Origin of the sequence: Undibacterium sp. 5I1 (genome assembly GCF_034314085.1) — a bacterium.
GTDB lineage: Bacteria > Pseudomonadota > Gammaproteobacteria > Burkholderiales > Burkholderiaceae_D > Undibacterium.
The window spans coordinates 3,615,453-3,636,329 of sequence record NZ_JAVIWI010000001.1 but is presented as its reverse complement, the minus strand read 5'-3'; the positions used below and the strand labels follow the sequence as shown (position 1 = coordinate 3,636,329).

At 45.3% G+C, this 20,877-nt stretch carries 20 protein-coding genes; 7 read left to right on the top strand and 13 right to left on the bottom strand.

What is annotated here, in order from left to right; all coding sequences use genetic code 11:
* The 3 genes from ntrB to cynS all read left to right on the top strand — a co-directional run bounded on the left by ntrB (position 1) and on the right by cynS (position 2,379).
* Positions 1 to 897: a nitrate ABC transporter permease gene (gene ntrB / locus RGU72_RS15925; RefSeq protein ID WP_322120665.1), complete on the top strand. Its 897-nt coding sequence runs from the start codon at positions 1 to 3 to the stop codon at positions 895 to 897.
* Positions 898 to 899: 2 nt separating this feature from the next.
* Entirely contained in the window at positions 900 to 1,865 is a 966-nt protein-coding gene (locus RGU72_RS15920; RefSeq protein WP_322120664.1) for an ABC transporter ATP-binding protein, read from the top strand.
* 70 nt (positions 1,866 to 1,935) lie between these two features.
* Positions 1,936 to 2,379, top strand: a complete 444-nt coding sequence (gene cynS, locus RGU72_RS15915; protein ID WP_322120663.1) for a cyanase — start codon at positions 1,936 to 1,938, stop codon at positions 2,377 to 2,379.
* Positions 2,380 to 2,520: 141 nt separating this feature from the next.
* Here cynS and RGU72_RS15910 read toward each other — a convergent pair whose 3' ends face one another.
* The 4 genes from RGU72_RS15910 to RGU72_RS15895 form a co-directional block, all read right to left on the bottom strand.
* Positions 2,521 to 2,958, bottom strand: coding sequence for a GNAT family N-acetyltransferase (locus tag RGU72_RS15910; RefSeq protein ID WP_322120662.1), 438 nt, complete (start codon positions 2,956 to 2,958; stop codon positions 2,521 to 2,523).
* Between the two features lie 110 nt (positions 2,959 to 3,068).
* On the bottom strand, positions 3,069 to 3,416 hold the full coding sequence (locus tag RGU72_RS15905) for a DUF6404 family protein (protein WP_322120661.1): 348 nt from the start codon (positions 3,414 to 3,416) through the stop codon (positions 3,069 to 3,071).
* Positions 3,417 to 3,628: 212 nt separating this feature from the next.
* Positions 3,629 to 4,234, bottom strand: coding sequence for a glutathione transferase GstA (gene gstA / locus RGU72_RS15900; protein WP_322120660.1), 606 nt, complete (start codon positions 4,232 to 4,234; stop codon positions 3,629 to 3,631).
* A 303-nt stretch (positions 4,235 to 4,537) separates the two neighbouring features.
* On the bottom strand, positions 4,538 to 4,996 hold the full coding sequence (locus RGU72_RS15895) for an Lrp/AsnC ligand binding domain-containing protein (protein ID WP_322120659.1): 459 nt from the start codon (positions 4,994 to 4,996) through the stop codon (positions 4,538 to 4,540).
* Positions 4,997 to 5,157: 161 nt separating this feature from the next.
* Between RGU72_RS15895 and putA the strand changes: the two genes are divergently transcribed.
* Positions 5,158 to 8,808, top strand: coding sequence for a trifunctional transcriptional regulator/proline dehydrogenase/L-glutamate gamma-semialdehyde dehydrogenase (putA, locus tag RGU72_RS15890; protein ID WP_322120658.1), 3,651 nt, complete (start codon positions 5,158 to 5,160; stop codon positions 8,806 to 8,808).
* Positions 8,809 to 8,881: 73 nt separating this feature from the next.
* On the opposite strand, the gene RGU72_RS15885 is transcribed toward putA, so the two are convergent.
* The 5 genes from RGU72_RS15885 to RGU72_RS15865 all read right to left on the bottom strand — a co-directional run bounded on the left by RGU72_RS15885 (position 8,882) and on the right by RGU72_RS15865 (position 15,063).
* Positions 8,882 to 9,481, bottom strand: coding sequence for a DUF2059 domain-containing protein (locus RGU72_RS15885; protein WP_322120657.1), 600 nt, complete (start codon positions 9,479 to 9,481; stop codon positions 8,882 to 8,884).
* A gap of 1,025 nt (positions 9,482 to 10,506) precedes the next feature.
* Entirely contained in the window at positions 10,507 to 11,676 is a 1,170-nt protein-coding gene (locus RGU72_RS15880) for a hypothetical protein (RefSeq protein ID WP_322120656.1), read from the bottom strand.
* A gap of 60 nt (positions 11,677 to 11,736) precedes the next feature.
* On the bottom strand, positions 11,737 to 12,963 hold the full coding sequence (locus tag RGU72_RS15875; RefSeq protein ID WP_322120655.1) for a DUF3419 family protein: 1,227 nt from the start codon (positions 12,961 to 12,963) through the stop codon (positions 11,737 to 11,739).
* A 321-nt stretch (positions 12,964 to 13,284) separates the two neighbouring features.
* Positions 13,285 to 14,403 (bottom strand): GNAT family N-acetyltransferase, encoded by a 1,119-nt coding sequence (locus tag RGU72_RS15870; RefSeq protein ID WP_322120654.1) that lies wholly within the window; start codon positions 14,401 to 14,403, stop codon positions 13,285 to 13,287.
* A gap of 93 nt (positions 14,404 to 14,496) precedes the next feature.
* The gene (locus RGU72_RS15865) at positions 14,497 to 15,063 is read right to left on the bottom strand and encodes an SRPBCC family protein (protein ID WP_322120653.1); all 567 of its coding nucleotides are present in this window, start codon (positions 15,061 to 15,063) and stop codon (positions 14,497 to 14,499) included.
* A gap of 201 nt (positions 15,064 to 15,264) precedes the next feature.
* Here RGU72_RS15865 and RGU72_RS15860 point away from each other — a divergent pair, with 201 nt between their 5' ends.
* Positions 15,265 to 15,918 (top strand): glycine zipper 2TM domain-containing protein, encoded by a 654-nt coding sequence (locus RGU72_RS15860; RefSeq protein WP_322120652.1) that lies wholly within the window; start codon positions 15,265 to 15,267, stop codon positions 15,916 to 15,918.
* A 120-nt stretch (positions 15,919 to 16,038) separates the two neighbouring features.
* Here RGU72_RS15860 and glpK read toward each other — a convergent pair whose 3' ends face one another.
* Entirely contained in the window at positions 16,039 to 17,517 is a 1,479-nt protein-coding gene (glpK, locus tag RGU72_RS15855; RefSeq protein WP_322121660.1) for a glycerol kinase GlpK, read from the bottom strand.
* A 390-nt stretch (positions 17,518 to 17,907) separates the two neighbouring features.
* On the opposite strand from glpK, the gene RGU72_RS15850 reads away from it, so the two are divergent.
* Both RGU72_RS15850 and RGU72_RS15845 read left to right on the top strand, forming a co-directional pair.
* Positions 17,908 to 18,774, top strand: a complete 867-nt coding sequence (locus RGU72_RS15850) for an alpha/beta hydrolase family protein (protein ID WP_322120651.1) — start codon at positions 17,908 to 17,910, stop codon at positions 18,772 to 18,774.
* A 29-nt stretch (positions 18,775 to 18,803) separates the two neighbouring features.
* On the top strand, positions 18,804 to 19,136 hold the full coding sequence (locus tag RGU72_RS15845) for a low molecular weight protein tyrosine phosphatase family protein (RefSeq protein WP_322120650.1): 333 nt from the start codon (positions 18,804 to 18,806) through the stop codon (positions 19,134 to 19,136).
* A gap of 25 nt (positions 19,137 to 19,161) precedes the next feature.
* Here RGU72_RS15845 and RGU72_RS15840 read toward each other — a convergent pair whose 3' ends face one another.
* The 3 genes from RGU72_RS15840 to RGU72_RS15830 form a co-directional block, all read right to left on the bottom strand.
* The gene (locus RGU72_RS15840) at positions 19,162 to 19,911 is read right to left on the bottom strand and encodes a hypothetical protein (protein ID WP_322120649.1); all 750 of its coding nucleotides are present in this window, start codon (positions 19,909 to 19,911) and stop codon (positions 19,162 to 19,164) included.
* A gap of 120 nt (positions 19,912 to 20,031) precedes the next feature.
* Positions 20,032 to 20,349 carry an antibiotic biosynthesis monooxygenase gene (locus tag RGU72_RS15835; protein WP_322121659.1) on the bottom strand — a complete coding sequence of 106 codons (318 nt, stop codon included), beginning with the start codon at positions 20,347 to 20,349 and terminating at the stop codon, positions 20,032 to 20,034.
* A 5-nt stretch (positions 20,350 to 20,354) separates the two neighbouring features.
* The gene (locus RGU72_RS15830; RefSeq protein WP_322120648.1) at positions 20,355 to 20,870 is read right to left on the bottom strand and encodes a M48 family metallopeptidase; all 516 of its coding nucleotides are present in this window, start codon (positions 20,868 to 20,870) and stop codon (positions 20,355 to 20,357) included.
* Positions 20,871 to 20,877: the final 7 nt, after the last annotated feature.

Below are 20,877 nucleotides of genomic sequence, written 5' to 3'. Positions count from 1 at the left end.
ATGAACAGTTCAACCTCTGGAAAAAATCTCAGCATGCGTGCGGCAGTCGTGTCCTTGCTGATACTGCTGGTTTTTTTGTTGAGTTGGCATCTGGCAACCGCACCGACAACACATGCTACGCCAACCGCTGCAATGACCGCAGAGCAGGAGGAATATGCCAAGTTGATGGGCGGTGCCGGAACAAGCGCAGCCGCAGATGCCGCGCCGGCAAAGACGACCGGCTTCCCCACGCCAGCACAAATGGGACGGACTATCGTCAGACAATTGTCGCACCCATTTTATGACAACGGTCCCAATGATAAAGGCATTGGTATTCAGCTTGGCTATTCCTTAGGCCGGGTCGCCTTAGGATTTATCATCGCGGCAGTGGTGGCAATACCGGTAGGTTTTATGCTGGGCATGTCACCGCTGATGCAAAAAGCTTTGAATCCGTTTATTCAGATTCTTAAGCCTATCTCACCATTAGCCTGGATGCCGCTGGCATTGTATACGATTAAAGACTCCTCAGTCTCTGGCATCTTTGTGATTTTTATCTGCTCGGTCTGGCCCATGCTAATGAACACCGCATTCGGTGTGGCATCTGTAAGACGCGATTGGCTGAATGTCGCCAGAACCTTAGAAGTAAAACCGCTGCGCAAAGCGTTTCTGGTCATCCTACCCGCTGCTGCACCAACGATCTTGACCGGCATGCGAATCTCGATGGGGATTGCCTGGCTGGTCATCGTCGCGGCAGAAATGTTGGTGGGTGGCACGGGTATCGGCTATTTCGTCTGGAACGAGTGGAACAATTTATCGCTCACCAGCGTGATGTTTGCCATCTTGATCATCGGCGTGACCGGCATGCTGCTCGACTTGCTGTTTGCACGCTTACAAAAATATGTCACTTACGTGGAATGATCATGACAGCCAATTCTGCAACTAATTCTGCAACTAATTTTGCGACTAAGGTAGTAGCTAAGCCACTAGCTGATCATGTGGCAGACAGCAAACCGTTTCTTAGCGTAAAGGGCTTAAGCAAGTCCTATAACCCAAATAGCGCCCCCGTGTTTGACGAGGTATCGTTTGACATTACCCGCGGAGAGTTTGTCTGCATCATCGGTCACTCCGGCTGTGGCAAAACCACGATTCTGAATGTGTTAGCGGGTTTAGAAATAGCGACTTCTGGCTTAGTGCTAATGGATAACCGTGAGGTCGCAGGCCCCAGCCTGGATCGTGGTGTTGTCTTCCAAAGTCATGCGCTAATGCCGTGGTTCTCTGTCTTGGCGAATGTGAGCTTTGCGGTGCAATCCCGTCACCCCGAATGGCCACGTGCTCAGGCCGAGCAGCATGCTGCCAAGTTTATTGATATGGTGGGATTAAAGGGTTCAGAACACAAGAAACCATCCGAATTATCCGGCGGAATGAAACAACGGGTAGGGATCGCCAGAGCGTTCTCCATCGAGCCAAAAATGTTGCTTCTGGACGAGCCATTTGGTGCTTTAGACGCCCTGACAAGGGGGGTAGTGCAAGATGAGTTACTCAAGATTTGTGCAGCCACCAACCAAACCGTTTTTATGATTACGCATGACGTCGACGAGGCGATTTTGTTGTCCGACAAAATCATGCTGATGTCTAACGGCCCACGCGCTTGTCTGGCAGAAATCGTTGTTAACACCATGCCAAAAAACCGTACCCGAGAAACTATGCACCATGACCCACAGTTCTACAAAATCCGTAATCATCTAGTGGATTTTTTAGTTCACCGGTCTAAACAGATGCAAGCCGATGGTAATGCAAAAATCCATTCCACTGGTTCAACCAGTAATGTCCGCAAGGTGCCCATGGTGACGCCAGGTTTAGTCAATTCGGAAATAGATATACCTTGAATTACCACTTTAACTACCACTCAAATGTTAGCAACATCAATTTCCTCTTTTATTCCCTCAGGAGAATCACATGGACCGCAATGACGTCACAAAAAAAATCATCTCAGCCAAAGTCAAAAACAAAATGACTTGGGCCGATATCGCCAGCAAAATCGGTTGCAGTAAAGAATGGACAACCGCTGCCATGCTAGGGCAAATGACGCTCAATCTGACGCAAGCAACTATCGCCAAAGACTTGTTTGAATTGACCGATGAAGAAACTGCATGGCTGCAAATTGTTCCGTATAAAGGTTCATTACCAACCCCAGTTCCAACCGATCCACTGATCTACCGCTGGTACGAAATTGTCAGCGTCTATGGCACCACGATTAAAGAACTAATCCATGAAGAATTCGGTGACGGCATCATGAGCGCGATCGATTTTTCAATGGATATCCAGCGTGAGGCTGATCCTAAAGGTGATCGGGTGAATGTAGTTTTAAGCGGTAAATTTTTACCGTATAAATCGTATTGAAATTGATTAAAAACTAAAATTCTCGAAACTAGACGTCCAATGATTCTGCGGCTTACAGAGCAATATCATGCCAGAAGCCACAGAATCATTGGACATTCTTTCTTAGAAAATTAAGTAACAGCCCTCAAACGAAACAAGAATTTAATTACGGACTTCAAGTTGTTTAGTAAGAGCATAGCGAGCGCCGCCGGGTGGAAAATCCGCAAGCTGACTGAAAATTACATATCCAAGCTTTTCGTAAAACGGTAGCGCCTGAAAGCTAAGTGTCTCTAAGAATACACGTGGACATCCACGGCGGATTGCTTCGTCTTCTACCTCTTGCATGAGTTTCGTACCAAGACCAAGACCGCGCAGATCATCAGAAACCCACACCGCTTGCACTTGCATCCAACCAAGATAGGTGGCAGCAACGACGCCTCCCTCAATGCTTCCATCTTCACTACGCACACTGATAAAGAGATAATTTGGCGTCTCTCCGTTGGCTTTCGATGCGTTATAAGCGGTAAGTCCTTTGATGACTAAACCCATCTCAGCTGGTTTGGGTTCGGATTCAATGGTTATCTGGTAATGCCGTGACATTGATGCTCCATATTTGTAATTTGAACCGCATGTGATCGCCATAACGAACAAAAGCGAATAATGTAAAAGTAAGGCCAGATAAAAATTAGTCGCTAAAACTAGCTCGCTGTTTAAAATTCACCCCAAGAAGGCAATTTGTACTTACGTTTACCATAGGCGTAATACCCACTCATGACCAAGCCAAAAAATAAACCTGCGCAAGCAGCTAGGAGTAATGCCTTTGCGGGTGACATTGTTTGGTGTGACCAAATAAACACCCACATAAAGAATCCCCATGTCGCTGCGAAAAATGTTCCCATGAGTATCGTGTTAACAAAAAAGTTAGCAAAATGTGGTGGACGCAGATCAAGTCCTAAACTCCAGAGCATCCGGAAAATCGGCGGGGCGTAGTTACTAGGCCACATGCCAGTGGATTTAAGGAGTTTTAATGCTGCTTCTCTTTTTGGATTGACACTCATTACTTATTCCTAAAGCCGGATTAAACATAGCAAAAATTTGATTCATCCTGCCATATAAAAATTGACTAAGCAATATCGTATAAAAATCTCTTTTACTGCATTGATGCTACTTCCTGTTAATTATTGAATGACGAAAAAAATGGACTGATTTCTCAGTCCATTTTCTAGCCATCTCCAGTTAACAAATGATTAGCCCAAGGCTAGTTAATTTTTCAAGCTAAGCCTTCTGCTTTTAGTGCAGCATGAACTGCCGGGCGGCTGACAACGCGACCGCGTAGGGCGGCGATATTCTCTAAGTGCGAAATATCCAGTTTGACGAACTTAGCCCAGTTCGTGACGGTAAATAAATAGCCATCGGCGACGCAAAATTGATCACCCAGCAAAAACTGTTTTCCTGCCAGCTGATCGTCGGCCCATTTCAGGTTAGTTAAGATGCGTGCTCTTGATGCGGCTTTCACTTCTTCAGCAGCGTCCGGGTTAAATAATGGTGCGAAATTTTTGTGTACTTCGGATGTGATAAAGCTTAACCATGATTGCATTTGATAGCGCGGTAAGCTGCCATTGGCGGGTGCTAAATTTTTCTCTGGTGCGAGATCCGCAATGTATTGGACGATTGCGGCGCCCTCTGTCAGACGTGTGCCGTCATCTAATTCTAGCAAGGGCACGTAGCCAAGAGGATTGATGGTGTAGTAGTCGGTGCCATCTTTTAGCTTGTGCGTTTTAGTGCTGGCAAATACAGGCTCGAAGTCGATTTCTGCTTCGCGCAAGGCTATGTGAGCAGACAGAGAGCAGGTGCCGGGAGAATAATATAGCTTCATGTTTTTCCTATCAAAAGTAGGTTGATATTTTTACTGAAACAACAGGTAGTAAATGGTGATGGTGGTGACGACGCTGAACTAAAAAAGTCGTACGCTGCTTTTCTGATGCTTTCGTCTTGCTCTAGCATTGTTAGTGACCACCCGACATTTAGTTTACTCATTTTTAAATGAATTTACTTGCCGTCTAAGATGGCTGACACGCTATTTTGAGCAAAGCAAATGCAACACTGCCGGCATAAGCCGGCAGTATTAATCACATAAATGCAAAATTAAATAGTCGCGTAAATCCTAGCGAACTTAGGTTTAGCGTATGGGTAGGCTAGTTGTATTTTTGACTTCTTCCATCACCGCGTAGGTGTGAGTTTCGCGCACACCGTTTAATTGCAGCAGGGATTTACCTAAAAAATCGCGATAGGCGTTCATGTCTTTGACACGGGCTTTGACCAGATAATCAAAACCGCCGGCGACCATGTGGCATTCCAACACTTCCGGGATTGCTTGTACACCGCGCTTAAAGGCGTCAAACACATCGGGTGTGGTTCTATCCAGCACGACTTCAATGAAGACCAGCAGGGCAACATCAAGCAAATGCGGATTCAGTTGTGCTGTGTATCCCAGGATGTAGCCGGACTCTTGTAACTTGCGTACGCGTTCCAGACAAGCGGCGGGGGATAGGTTGACTCTCGTCGCTAACTCTACATTACTGATACGGCCATCGTTTTGTAATTCGGCCAGAATTCTTTTACTGATTTTGTCGAGCATAAGAAGTCAAAGTGAAGTTAATAAAATTCGGTGTAATTTTCTCATAAAATAGAAAATTCCGATATAGATGCATATTTCCAGAATTAATCATCTGGCTTCATCTATACAATCAAATCAAATTCGCTTTACACCTCTTCCAATGCAAATCTGATAAAAACTATATGAACCCGACGCCTTTTTCCATGCCTTTTCTTCAACTTCAAGCCGAAATTGTCCCTCAACAAACCGCTTTAAGAACTGCGATTACAGAAGTATATCGTCGTGATGAAGCTGACGCTGTGCAATGGCTGCTCGCCAATATTAATCCACATTCTGGTTCGGAGCAGACTGTACATCAATTAGCCCATCAATTGGTGAGTTCTGTGCGTCAGCAGCGTACCCGTGCATCCGGTGTTGATGCGCTGATGCATGAGTTCTCTTTATCGTCGGAAGAAGGAGTCGCTTTAATGTGTCTGGCCGAGGCTTTGCTGCGCATTCCAGATCACCAGACCGCAGATCGCCTGATCGCCGACAAAATCAGTAAAGGTGACTGGGCAAAACATCTGGGCGAGTCACCATCACTGTTTGTCAACGCGGCAACCTGGGGCTTGCTAGTAACGGGTAAATTAGTGTCGACTAACAGCGAACAAGGTTTAGGTTCTGCGTTAACCCGATTAATTGCCAAAGGTGGTGAGCCTTTGATACGCAAAGGTGTGGATCTGGCGATGCGTATGTTGGGTAACCAGTTTGTGACTGGACAAACCATACAAGAGGCGATTAAAAATAGTCAGGATAACGAGAAGCGCGGCTATCGTTATTCCTACGATATGTTAGGTGAAGCGGCGCTGACTGCGCATGACGCTGCTTATTATTTGAAGTCTTATGAAACTGCGATTCACGCCATAGGCAAAGCATCTAACGGACGTGGTATCAAAGATGGTCCAGGTATTTCAGTCAAATTATCGGCATTGCATCCACGCTATTCGCGTGCACAAAAAACCCGCACGATGACTGAGTTGCTGCCAATTCTAAAAAATCTGCTGGTGCTGGCAAAGCAATACAACATCGGTTTGAATATTGATGCAGAAGAGACTGATCGTTTAGAACTGTCTTTAGATTTGATGGAAGCATTAGCATTTGATCCTGACCTAGCAGGTTTTGATGGTTTGGGTTTTGTAGTACAAGCCTATCAAAAACGCTGCCCGTTTGTGATTGATTATCTGGTCGATCTGGCGCGTCGCAGTGGCCGCAAGTTTATGGTTCGTCTGGTCAAAGGTGCTTATTGGGATGCAGAAATCAAGCGTGCGCAAGTCGATGGTATGAGCGGCTTTCCAGTTTATACACGCAAGGTGTATACCGATGTGTCCTATTTGTTTTGCGCACAAAAATTGTTGTTAGCGACCGATGTGGTTTATCCACAATTTGCTACCCATAATGCGCTGACTTTGTCGGCTATTTATACCTGGGCACAAAAAGCCAATATCACGGATTATGAATTTCAATGTCTGCACGGTATGGGTGAAACTTTGTACGATCAGGTGGTCGGTAAAGATAAATTGAATAAACCTTGCCGTATTTATGCGCCAGTGGGTTCGCATCAAACTTTGCTGGCTTACCTGGTGCGCCGTCTGTTGGAAAATGGTGCTAATTCTTCCTTTGTCAATCAGATTGTTGATGAAGCAGTTTCGATAGAATCCTTGATTGCTGATCCAGTTCAGGTGGCGAAAGAACTAGCTGGTACGCCTCATCCCGGGATTGCTTTACCTCAGGATTTATTTGGAGCTGAGAGAAAAAATTCTGCTGGTCTGGATTTTAGTAATGAGATTGAGCTGCAAAAAATCGGTCACTACTTTGCAGAAATCAGCCAGCAAGAATGGATAGCTCAACCTCTTTTGCATGGTCAAGTTTCTGCCACTTTGTCAAAACCAGTTAATAATCCTGCGGATCATAGCGATATAGTAGGTAAGGTGATTGAAGCGAATCAGCAAGATGTGCAAACAGCCTTAGAGCAAGCGGAATCCTATGCACTTGACTGGCAAACAGTAGCACCGTCAGAGCGCGCCGGCATACTGAAAAAAGCAGCCGATTTGTTAGAAGCACAAACTTTAGATTTTATGGCTCTGGCGATTCGTGAAGCAGGAAAATCTTTACCAAACGCTTTGGCTGAAGTGCGTGAAGCAGTGGATTTTTTACGTTACTACGCAGCGCAAGTTGAGTTTTTACCAAATACGCTGGCGCTTGGTCCCGTAGTTTGCATTAGTCCATGGAATTTCCCTCTCGCGATTTTTATTGGTGAAGTCAGTGCTGCTTTAGCCGTCGGTAATGTGGTCTTGGCTAAGCCTGCAGAACAAACTCCTATCATCGCTTATCGTGCGATTCAGTTATTGCATGAGGCTGGTGTGCCACGCGCTGCCTTACAATTTTTACCTGGTACCGGTGAAATCGTCGGCGCGCAACTGGTTGCTGATCACCGTGTCAAAGGCGTGATTTTTACCGGTTCTACAGAGGTAGCGCAAATCATTAATCGTACTTTGACTCAGCGTGCGATTACAGAAAATATCGATCTTCCTTTAATCGCAGAAACCGGCGGTCAAAATGCCATGATCGTTGATAGCAGCGCCTTGCCGGAACAGGTTGTGAATGATGTGTTGTCGTCGGCTTTTGACAGCGCAGGTCAGCGTTGTTCTGCTTTACGCGTTTTATGCCTGCAAGAAGACATCGCTGACAAAACAATAGAGATGTTAAAAGGAGCCATGCAAGAATTACGCATAGGCAAACCCAATCAGCTGGCGATTGATATTGGTCCTGTGATTGATGCGGATGCGCAAAAAGCCTTGCAAGCACATATCGATCAGATTAAACAAAAAGCGACGACCAGTTATTCATTAGCCTTGAGTGATTCTTGCAAAAACGGGACCTTTATTGCACCTACCGTGATTGAAATCAAATCACTCTCAGAATTGACAAAAGAAGTCTTTGGTCCTGTCTTGCATATTTTGCGTTATCAGCGTGATCAGTTAGCAAGTATTATCAATAATATCAATGCTTCTGGTTTTGGTTTGACCTTGGGCATTCACTCCCGGATTGATGAAACCATTGATTTCATTACCAGTCGTGCTCACGTCGGCAATATCTACGTCAATCGCAACATAGTTGGCGCAGTCGTTGGAGTACAACCATTTGGTGGCGAAGGTAAATCTGGCACGGGTCCCAAAGCTGGCGGTCCTTTGTACTTAAAACGTCTGCAGAAAAATCCTTCCAGTAGTTTGGGCGGGCATACCGTGTATGAGCGCCAGTCTCCCGAAGCGTTGGAAGCTTTGCTGGTGTGGGCAAAAACACATGGTCATGAAAAAATTGCCGAACTGGCAGATCGTTACGCTCACCACAGTCCCTACAAAATGACTCTGGTATTGCCAGGCCCGACTGGTGAACGGAATACTTTGTCATTTGCTCCACGCGGTAAAGTATTTTGTGCAGCAAGCACCGTTAATTGTCTGTTAAATCAAATCGCGGCTTTGCTCGCTACGGGTAATACGCCGGTCATGCCAGCACAAACAATTGCTTTATTACCATCTGGCTTACCTGTAATCGTACGTGATTTGATTAAGCAGTCAGAGGCAGGTCAGGATGAGCTTCAGTTCGCTTTGGTTGAAGGTAACCAGTTAGGACATTACAAGTCGGTTTTCGCAGCTCAGAACGGTGCTATCGTCTCTGTAATCGAGATGCATGAAGAGACTGAGGCACCGTTATGGCGGTTGGTGGCTGAACGTGCCTTATGTGTGAATACGACGGCAGCCGGTGGTAATGCCAGTTTGATGACTTTGCAAAGCTAAGTTGGTAAGTAAAAATTAGATGTAAAAAAAGCGGCTAAAACACTTAGCCGCTTTTTTTTATTCTTTTTTTAGCTCATTTTTTTGTTTTTTCTAAATCTGTTGCTAATTCCTTAGACGCCTCACTTATTTTTGCCATCATAGGTACTATCATTTTTTGCATGGCTGCCATCGTGTTTTGCATCATGACAGGCATTTTTTTAATGTAAGCCTGACCAGCATCGGATTTATAAAACGCAATAATTCCGTTGACGTCATCTTGCGTCAGGCTCTCGCTATAAATGTTGATGAACACTGGTTCCAAATTCTCCCATTTCATTTCTTCGGTTTGAATCGCTACGATTTTCGTTCTGAATTTATCTAGCAGCTTTTGCTGCGCCTCTGTTGCTTGCTGACCTTTTAATGCCTCTGCCATAACATTTTTCATCATGCCGTCTAGCTGCTGAGTCAAATTGTTCAGCATGGATGGAGTATTGGTTAACACAAATAATTGACGGATTGACTGTGCGCTAGGTTTGTTGTCTTGAGCAGAAGCTGGATTAATAGTGGCAAAAGCAGTAAATAAAGAAACCAGCAGCAGAGATTTAAATTTAATCATTTTAAGTTCCAGGCAAATTGAAAGTGGATTACTGCAAAAACGAGCTCGAATTTTACGGTTGGATTGTTTAATCAGCAATGTTTTTAAGCGAATTTTGATTTGACGTGCTTTCTTGGTTTACAACAATAAGTTTATATATATAAATAGTAGTAATAGTTAACGTCAGGTGTTTTCTGTGGATAACTAGGCTTTTATTTTCATAATCAATGCCTTACAGAAAAGATAAGCAGATTAAAAAGGCTTGTATTAAAACAGGACAGTTATTGGACAAGTTTTTTACTTAATTAACTAAAGTGATTTAGCCACATCCTGTTCACTGGATATCCCGTTAGTTATCCACAAAACTTATTAGGAATAAGTCTTATTGTTTTTTTGTTTATTAATTTATGTAGCAAGAGTTTTGGTTCTGCCTGGTATCAACAGCCGCAAAAGAGATTTCTAAAAACTTTGACCTTGAAATACATTACTAAGAGTAAAGCTTTTTAGAAATTTTCAAAATGTAGACGTCCAATCAGAGTGCGGCTTATAGCCCAATTTTCGTTTAACAAGGCCATATTTATTGGACCCACAGTTTTTGGAATTTCCCCTTTAAAGTTTTATAAATATTTTTTCTATCTTCGAACGCATCACAGTATTAGTTGGTGCTCATCCTCTATAGATTGCCTTCCTAGGCATTGGTTTTAATCTATCGTGCCTTTAATGGTGCTGAATTCAGCTTGTTTCGCCAAAAAATTCCGTATCGCTCTCATCTTTTATCTTTTTCTTATGCATTGATCAAAAGCAGAGAAAAGCTTGGTTCTTTACCTCTTTTTATGCGAGAGCCTTTTCTTCTTTTTTCAGGGAAAAGGGAAGGGGTTTGTTGTTTACATTAAGGTATATATATAAATAGTAGTAATAGTTAACGGGGCCGTTTTTTGTGGATAACTCTGTTTTTCTGAACAAAATCAATCTATTACAGAAAAGATAAATACCCTGATAAGCGGTGTACTTTACGAGAACAGTTTTGGGATAACAATTTGGCAGAACGTAAAAGGAGTGCTTCTGCACAGACTGTCCTGTAGATATGCAGAGACTTATCCACAGCTAAAACCACCATTTGCGTATCAAAGCTGATCTGCTCTTTTTAAAATAGTCGGGGCGATGCGTTGTAGACTTGTTGCCAGTAATTTGAGGGCGATTTTTTGATGTGCGGGCAGGTGGCGGCTGTAAACGGCCGTATATTCCAGATTAGCCTCGCCACCTCTGGCGCGTTTGAACTGGCTTGCGCCGGAGCTGTAATGCAGTTTGAGTTTGCGTTCTTTGGCTTGCTGCAACAGCAAAGCCATTAAGCGTCGATACAATCCTAGCTCTTGCGGCAAGCTGGTGTCGTAGCCAATGAGTGGGGTAGTAATCCATCCGCTTTGGGTATTTTCGTAAAGACCCAAGACCCCGACCAAACGATTTTGAAATCGTAAGCCATAAAGATCTAAAAATCGCATTTCTTGGCACAACTCGAAAAAAGCCGGTGTAAAGTCTGGATTGAGTCTGGAGTGTTTTTCTATGAATAATTGTCGAAACAAACTGCGTAAATGAGGAAGATCGCTAGTTAGTATTTGTTCTGGCGTGATGATCTCAAGTTTTCCATCCGAAAATAACTTGGCATCTTGTCTGACATGATTGCGTTTCCACAGCGTTGCGAGTTGAGGATCGCAGGTGTAAATCATGCGCGCCGGGATTAAATCCCAAGACTGCGCTCGCAGACTGGAGGCCAGTTCTGGTGTGACCTCACTACAAATATTGCGCATCATTAATGGCCGGTCTGGATATTCACCGACCAATTCTTCGGTCATTTGCGCAATATCTTGTGCTTGCCAATCAGGATAGAGATTGGTGGACACCAAATGATTGCCTACAATCGCAGACTGATCTATGCCACTGGCGCTGATTAAGGCCGCGAGGGGGCTAAAAATACAATTGATGCCTGTCTTTGCGATAGCCCGCAGTAGGCTTGGACTAGCAGGTAACCTCGCAGATAGTTGTCCACAGGCTTCTTCTCTGGCGTAGCGTAACCAAGTTGATCGCGGACTGCTGACATAGCTGCTGTGGTTGCTATTGCTGTTCTTGCTGCCATTCTCGTCACGGCTTAGTAAGCTGACGGGTTGCGTGCTACCGGCAATAGTGATGGCATTAATCTGGCAATCTGCGTTGCTTAACCAATGCGACCCGCCACGGGCTTTGGCATCGATTAGCCACAGCGCATCAGCGCAAACGCGTGGCGGTTGGTTGGAAATCAATTTGCTGAAATTCTAATTGGCTGGTTGGTAGTTTGCGTTTTAGTGCTGCCATCTACCGAGTCAGACTTTTTGATACAGATGCATACCACCATAAATTGCGGATTTATCGCTTGCATACAAAGCCCGGTTATGTGCGCGGTCGGTATGCCAGGCGGAGATCAAATGTGCCGGCAACATCGCTTCTAATGGCGAGTCGGCGCCACCGGTACGGAACACCACTTTGGCGTCTGGTGCGGCGGTGCGGGTGACTTCTTCCCATAACTCGGTTAATTGCCGCTGATCCATCCAATCCTGAGCATCCAGGAACAAATAAGCATCCATAGAATGATTCGCTTGTTTGCGTAAAAACTCGGTAAGGCTAATGTGATGAGGATGCACGCGGTCTATGTTTTGGCGCAAATCTTTGAAATACGCTTTTTGTAAATACATAGGCAAAGCGGCTTGTTTGCTGGTGTCGTGCCGTCTACCAAAAGCTTGCTGTGCAAAACAGTTTTGCTCGATAGGGAAGTCACATGCCAGATGGCGCATTCTTTCTTTAAACAATAAATGCAGGCCATCTTTAGCATCATGTTTGAGCGCCGCAAACTGCGACGGCGGAATGCCTAGGCTATACAAAGCAATCGGCTGTTTAGAGATAAAGCGGAATAAAGCGGTATCAAATATCGGTGCTAAGTAATGATCGAACAAGCTCTTTTGCTCAGCCTGATTGCGTGCAGTGAGGATTTTTTTCATATCGCCGCCCATGATGCGGACGAAGAAATGTGCAAAACCAATAAAGTCACCTAACAGGCCATATTGGTAAGCGTTGTCGCTAAAGTAGTGATAACGCGGTTTGCCTATCAGCTTGCCGGTGAGTGAACGGCTTTCCCAAAAATTGCTGGCGTCTTCTGACAAATGCGGGCGAATGTGGCGCTGATATCGTTTTAAATTATCACTCTGGTCGGCTTTGCCTAAAAAGGCCAGAACCGCATCGTAATCGGGTAAATGCTTGATGGCTTTTTTCTTCATGTCCAGCATCGCAAGATGCGCTGCGTTTAAATCAACCGCATGCACAGCGTTAGGGTTGGCTGCCAGATAGGCCAATGCGTTGCAGCCACCGGAGGAGATCGTCAAAATATTCGCGCCCGGCTTTAACTGCAATGCATCCAGATCAGATTTAGGATCCTTCCAAATTTGGGCATACACCAGACGACTAAACCAATGCGCAAATAAGCGATCAGCAATCCCTTTACCGCCAGACGTCGTTGAGTTGATTACTGCCGCGTTGATGAGTGTCTTCGTATTCATGCCAGCCCCTGATTAGTGATGCGGTTTAATCTCGGTCTAACTGTAGAAACGCAAGGTGACAGGCTGGTGACCGTTTGATGAAGAATGTGTGAAATGTAGACAAAGTGGCGACAGAGTGTTGTTTTGACAGCTCAATATCAAGGTGACAGTCACAATAACCAAGTGGAGAATTAAATAATACTGGTAATGGGTATATTTGAGTTGTCCATATAAAGTCTGGACAATCGACCATTTTTACTAAAAATAATGGGGAGTATATAAAAACGATTGTTTTTATATTGATCAATCGATGCGTATTTAAGCAAGGGATTGCTTACTACTTTATTTGTGACCTAGCATCGACGTTTGCCGACGTTTGCGCAGTTGTACTATGCTTTTACCCAAGCGATATCGCCACCAGGCGTTTTTTACAAACTGGTATTCAGCATAGGAAATAACTCTTGGCCCCCAACGGGTTTTAGACACATCTTCACCCACAGACAAATTAAGCCGTTGGATATTTTTGTCCAATGACCAGCGAATAATTTCGACCAGTAAAGTAGTCATCACACTATATCTGGCGTATGCCAAATCGTAGCCTGAGTAATACAGATATAACTCCTCGCCCATTAAAAATCCCATGCGGATAGCGACGATTTTGCCGTCGATCTCCAGAGAAAAAAGTTGCATTTTGTCTGCAAAAGGTGTTTTTAAAAGACTGGTAATCAATGCCTTATGCAGAGGATTAGAAAAATAATCTGGATGCTCTACCGTCAATTGTGCGCTGGCTCTGCTGCTGTGCAAGTGATAAAAAACCGGCAAATTTTCTGTCAGAGCCTGATGTCCTGTGACGACTTTTAACACCGGCTGAAGTTTGTCTCTCGCTAATGAGTTATAGCAGTGGCGTATTGATTCTTTGATGTTGCGCTTCAACCCGCTGCGGAAACTGTCCCAGTCTTTGCCCAGATCCAAGACGTAGTTGCTGATCTTGCGCTTATCTATTTGCCGCATAGCGCAGCGGTGAGTAAATAACTGCTCACTGTTCTCATCACTGACAATCATTTGCTGTTCTGTGAATCCAGATAATTGCGGCCGATAAGGTGCGGCTAAGTGCTGAAAAACATCTTTTTCATAGCTAGGCAAAATTAAGGGTGTACGGATTTCTGTCAGATTGGGGTCTGCACCAAACGGCCTTACATAGCGATAGATAGAGAACGCTTTACGTCCTAGATAGCTGATTGCGTATGGCGCAACGGCGACCAGTTGATCTTTATCATAAAAGGCGATGATCGATAATTCGTCGCGACGAAAAACAGTTTGAACAGAAAATATTTGCCACCAGCTGCGGTTCCAGTCATAAGTTTGAAACGGCAGCAAAAAGGGAACAAGTGCTTCTAATGCCCGCCACTCAACAGAGATGGCGTCGAATTCGCTGGCGGTACTTAAAACTTTTATGTGCATCTGATAGCTGGCTAAGTGGTGACAAGAACGACGGATAAATGAGCGTTTGGGTTTGTATATAGCCGCGTATCTGGCTGACTAAATATCTGGGGGTTATGGACGCTCTGCCAGTTTTTTTAAATTATTTAAGCCAGAGTCAAAATCGGGACCAACCATTTTGTCCATCAAAGGAGCGAAGAACTTCATCATCAGGTTGCCCTCGCTAGTGCCTTTCATAGTCCAGCTTACTTTGGTGGATACGACTTGATTGCCTGAAGCAGCCGCTGTCACTATTGGCTCGAATAAAAAGTGACCGGTCGATGGTTTGCCCATACCTTCAAAATGTAATTCATAGTCAATCTGCTGGTTAGGTATTACCTGGGTAAATTTCATCCCGCCGTTACCCTGGCTTTTACTTTGCCAGTCCCAAGCAGCATCTTTACCTGCTGCCGGACCAGTAAACGTCATCTGCATGGCGGGATCGCGCTGGTTCCATACTGACCAGTTTTTCCATTCGCGGGTAATAACAACCAAAGGGTATATTTTCTCTACAGGTGCACCGATTACGATGCTGCGCGTTATAGAAAAGTCATTTGGAAGCACCATGACAACAATTAAAATGAGTACGACGATACCGACGATAGCGCCTAGTAAACGTTTTACCCATTTAACGATGTTCATTTTGTGCTTTCAAGCTTGTTATAAGAACGGGTTTTCATTCTGATGACAAAACTGAAAAATGACAAGGATAGTACAAGAAAGATATTTACAAAGGATTACATCTGACACATTTATTTCCTTTTCTTTTAAACTGATACATCTATACTGAAGTACATCTGGACGATACTTTTCTCCAGAAAATATTAAAAAAAGGTCAAAAAAATGGAAGCCAAACAATCTTCTAATCGCATTCATCCATTGCTTGCTACTGCGGCAGTTGCTGTGACGCTGGTATCACTGGTCGGTGTTGCCGCGATGACTGGCTTGTTTCCAAACTCGCAGGGAACGATTGCTCAGACAAATAACGCTGCCATGAGCGCCTCTGCGCCGATGACGGATAGCAATGGCAAACCAATTTATCCTGCCGATGTGTCAAGGCAAAATCAGAATTCTGGTTCTAACCAGGGTTCATATCAAAACCCGAATCAAAACTCCAATGTTGCACGTCAAAGCGAATCAAACGAGCGTAGTTCCAACGTCGCCGCTGTATGCGGACATTGCGGTCGGGTTGAATCCATTATCGCCATCCAGCAACAAGCAAAACCAAGCGGTCTGGGTGTAGCTGCTGGTGCCATTTTGGGCGGCGTGTTAGGTCATCAAGTTGGTAACGGTAATGGCCGTACATTGGCCACCGTAGCTGGTGCAGTCGGTGGCGGTTATGCCGGTAACGAAGTAGAAAAACGCAACAACACCAACACGGTCTATGAAGTGAAAGTCAGAATGGATGACGGTACTGTTCGTACTTTCCCGCAAAACGGTTGGCGTGTTGGTGATCGCGTTAAAGCGGTCAATGGTTCGCTGCAATCGATGGGTTAATTAGAGTTAATTAGATTTAACTTATTTTCAAATACGCTGAATCAGATGTAAAAAGAGGCGATATCGCTTAGTCGATATCACCTCTTTTTTATTTGTTCCCTATACGTCTGCTATTCTTATTTACCTCACGCGACCAACCGCGACATCCCATTGCTGCATTAATTCCTCGGCTTGATCACGGCCCATTTCAGGTAAAAAAGTTCGCTCCATTTGCCATAAGGCGGCGCACTCTTCTTGATTTTGGTATACCCCTACACCCAGTCCCGCCAGATACGCTGCACCTAACGCCGTCGTTTCGGTCACCTTTGGCCGTACCACTGGAATTCCCAACAAATCGGCTTGAAATTGCAGGAGTAAATTGTTCGCCGCTGCGCCGCCATCCACCCGCAACTCATTGATCGGTGCTACTGCATCGCGCGTCATCGCTTGCAGCAACACGGTACTTTGGAATGCGATCGATTCCAACGCCGCTCTGGCAATATGCGCGACGGTGGTGCCACGACTCAGACCTAGAATTGCCCCTTTCGCAGAAGGCACCCAATATGGCGCACCCAAACCTGTAAAGGAGGGAACAAACACCACGCCGCCAGAATCCAGCACGGTGGTCGCCAAATCTTCTACATCAGTCGAATGCTGAATCGCTTTTAAACCATCACGCAACCATTGCACTACCGCGCCACCGATGAAGACGCTACCTTCTAATGCGTATTGTGCTTTGGCGTCTGTTTGACAGGCGGCCGTGCTGATCAAACCGTTGTGAGAAATCGCACACACAGAGCCTGTATGCAGCAACATAAAACAACCGGTGCCGTAAGTGTTTTTTGCCATCCCTGCGCTAAAACAGGCTTGTCCAAACAGCGCCGATTGCTGGTCACCAGCGATACCAGCAATCGGAACCGGATGATCAAAAATCGTCGCGTCACCAAAACGATGACTAGACGGATGTACGCTTGGCAGCATCGCCAGTGGAATAGTAAAACAGGCCAATAATTCTTCATCCCACTCGGCACTGTGAATATTCCACAGCATAGTGCGTGCCGCATTGCTGACATCGGTCACATGCAGTTGTTGGCCGCTCAGTTGCCATGCTAACCAGGTGTCGACGGTACCAAACGCCAGCTCTCCGCGTTCCGCTTGCTGACGGGCGTTTGGTACATGGTCCAGAATCCATTTCAGCTTAGTCGCAGAAAAATACGGATCCAGAATTAAGCCGGTTTTTTCCTGTATGCGCTCCGTCCAACCCTGACTACGCAGCTCGTCACAATAGGCCGCAGTGCGCCGGTCTTGCCAGACGATGGCATTAAAAATAGGCTCACCAGTCCGACGATTCCAGACGATGCTGGTCTCCCGCTGATTGGTAATCCCCAGCGCCGCAATTGCCTTACTTGTAATACCTGCCGCACTTGCCGTAGCCAATACTTGCTTACAAGTCGCTAACTGGCTGTGCCAAATCTCCATAGCATCATGTTCCACCCAACCAGGCTGAGGGAAAATCTGCCGGAACTCCTGCTGAGCCGACGCAACAATATTGCCACCTTCATCAAATAAAATACTACGGGAACTGGATGTGCCTTGGTCAAGTGCGAGCAGATAAGTCATGTTGGTATATGGATTTTTTGCTAAAAGATTGCAGTGTAATTCAGACGCGGGATGTAAGCGGAGTTGAGGATGTTGCAATGCGATAAATAAGATGATTTTTTGAAAGGTTATTAATATACTCATAGTGTGTATATTTAATTGTCCATATAATCACTGGACAATACGGCATATTTTATAAAAATTGGGGGGGAGTATATTAAATCACTTGCTCTACAATTGTTCATTGAGGGATCAACGTTGTGTCAGCCAAAGTAGTCATAAGTTGTCGCCAAATTACACTGATAGCTATATCGTTGAAAAAATTATTTGAAAAATTCGTTTCAACAAAACTATCCAGAACTAAACTAGCCGTACTAAAAATACGATACTAACCACCCAAAAAATGTCTCTATGTACACAGGCTGCCTACAACTAAAAATCAGGGACACCAAAGACGATACGCAGGAAATTTCTTTCCCGGCTTTGGTGATGTACCCGACAGAAGTTCCCGCAATTCCAACCAGTTTTGGCCCCTATTCGATTGATCTGAGTATGGATGCGCCCATCGCCAGTGGACGCTTTCCACTTGTCATCGTGTCGCATGGAAATGGCGGTTCGCATTTGTTATACCGCACGATTTGTACGCATCTGGCACAGCATGGTTATATCGTGGCGATGCTGGAACATTACGGCAATAATCGTAACAACAATTCGCTAGAAAACACCTACGAAAATCTGGTCAATCGACCACGCCATGTGCGCATGACGATTGATGAAGTCAGTACCCATTCTGTTTTTAAAGCTAGCGTAAGAGTAGACAATATCGCGGTCATCGGACATTCCATTGGCGCTTATACCGCCTTGGCGGTTGCCGGCGGCGAGCCGTGGTCAAAAGACCGGCGCAAGGTGGAGGTAGTCGTTGATACACGGGTCAAAGCATTGGTGTTACTGGCACCCGCAACGCCTTGGTATCTGATGCACGGATCGCTCAGCGCAGTGAATATACCTATCCTGATGCTGACCGGAGAACACGACCAGTACACACCGCCCTGGCATGCGGATCTGGTGTCAGACGGCGTCGCCGATCGCGCACTGGTAACCAGACGTGAGATCAAAAACGCGGGACACTTCTCTTTTTTAAGTCCGTTTCCGGCGCACATGAACAGCCCGACATTTCATCCATCCACAGACCCAGAAGGCTTTGATCGTGAGGCATTTCATCAGATATTACCGAGTGAAGTGCTGGCTTATCTTGATCGTCATTTAAAAGTGCGTTAAATCTACGCGCTACGTTAAAAGCTAAATCAATGTCAAAAAACGTCTTATTTATTTGCAGTCAAAATCGACTGCGCAGTCCGACTGCAGAACAAGTTTTTGCGAATCATCCTGGCATTGAAACCAGCTCTGCTGGATTGAATCACGATGCAGAAAATCCGGTTACCCCAGAGCTGGTCGAATGGGCTGACTTAATTTTTGTGATGGAAAAAGCGCATCGCAATAAGTTATCAGCAAAATTTAAAAAGCAGCTGTCGAAAGCCAAAGTGATTTGTCTGGATATACCTGACGATTATGAATTTATGGATCCAATGTTGATTCGCTTACTGCATGCCAAAGTGAGCCGTTTTTTGCCTGCGCTTTAAATGACTGATCAGGGCTTATAAACAATTACCCATTGTTGCCTTTAGCCGCATTCAAGCGCCTTACCAAAGACTGATGGATATCTCTGGTATGGCGATTCCAGCGCTTCATCGTTTGATCTATATCGGCTTGCAATTTTTTTGCAGTAGCTTGATCACCTGTGCTGTAGGCCCAAATTGCATATTCTGCCTGTATCTCAAAACTGCCGAAGCGGCTCATTGCCAGCTCAAATTCTGATGTCGCATCCGCGTTGCGGCCAGCTCCGGCGAATGCGCGGGCGAGTAGCAGGCTGACTTGGGCGGGGCGGAAATTATTATCTTTGTTGCGAATATCTTCCAGATGGCTGATCGCTGTAGCATGGCGGCCACTCTCGGTGAGTGCACGGGCGGCGCAGTATTTGATTTCCAGATCGGCAGCAAAAGGTCCTTTCAGGCAGGCTTCGTAATTGGTCGCAGCTTCTTCAGCATTGCCGGCCTCTAATAAGGCCAATGCCAGACGCATTTGGTTTTGTGCGGTTGGGGTGTACTCAAAGGCATTACGTGCTTCGCGCAGTTCTCGGGTCGGATCGAGTGTTTTTGCTGCTACTGCGACTGCTTTTTTTGCACCAAACTCGAGTCGTGAGTTTGGCATGTAGATCGCAAAAAAGTACACGATACTGCCAAGCAGTGGGAAAGAAAAGAGAATTAGCAGCCAGTAGATTTGTTGGCCAGAACGGATCGCATGCACAGCAAAAAACAGCGCGGCTAAAACATGTAAACCAATACCAAGAAACGGCATGTTTGCTCCTGTGGGATGAAGAGAATGGGGTGCGTGAAGAAGAAAAATGAGGTAAAAAAATTAAACTTGGAATTGTACCAATGTTCAAATCAGTTCAATTCTTTTTCTAATGCAAGTTGCTCATATCCCGTAATCAAATTCCACTTTGCTAATCCGCGTCTTGTACGAGGAGTACCATTTTTCTTTGCCGATTTTTTGTGCTTGCAAATGATCCGCTTGGGCTTTCCATTGTTTGATCGATTGCAAATCCGCCCAGTATGAAACAGTAATCCCGACCTCTTCGCGGGCGGATTCTACGCCTAAAAATCCGGGCTGCTGTGCAGCCAGCGCCAACATGTTTTCGGCCATGTCGCTGTAACCGTCGTCACCTTCCGTGCGGTTGGAGGTGAAGATCACGGCGTAGTAGGGTGGCTTGGGTGTATTGGCGATATTGCTTATATTGCTTAGCTCCAGACCTCTCCACCGAAGGTATCGATCTGCGTCATGTATAAGCGCAAGTCCAGTTCGTACTGGTGATATTGCGGTTCCATATGCATGCAGAGTTGGTAGAAGGCTTTGTTGTGGTCTTTTTCTTTGAGGTGCGCTAACTCATGTACGACAATCATTTTTAGAAATTCTTCCGGCACTTGTTTGAACAGAGTGGCGATGCGGATTTCGTGTTTGGATTTGAGTTTGTTGCCTTGCACCCGTGAGATAAATGTGTGTTGTCCCAGCGCATGCTGGATGACTTTGATTTTGCTGTCGAAGCAGACTTTGCTGATTTGTTCGCCATTGCGCAGAAACGTACTTTTGACATCTTGTACATATTGGTACAAGGCTTTGTCGGTACGGATCTGGTGCGCATTGGCATATTTTTTTTGCAGAACTCCGGCCAGTTGCTGGCGCTCAATTAACAACTTGACCTGATCCTGTATCGGTTGAGGGTAAGCTTGTAAATAGTTGAGTTCTTGCTTTTGCATTCGTTAA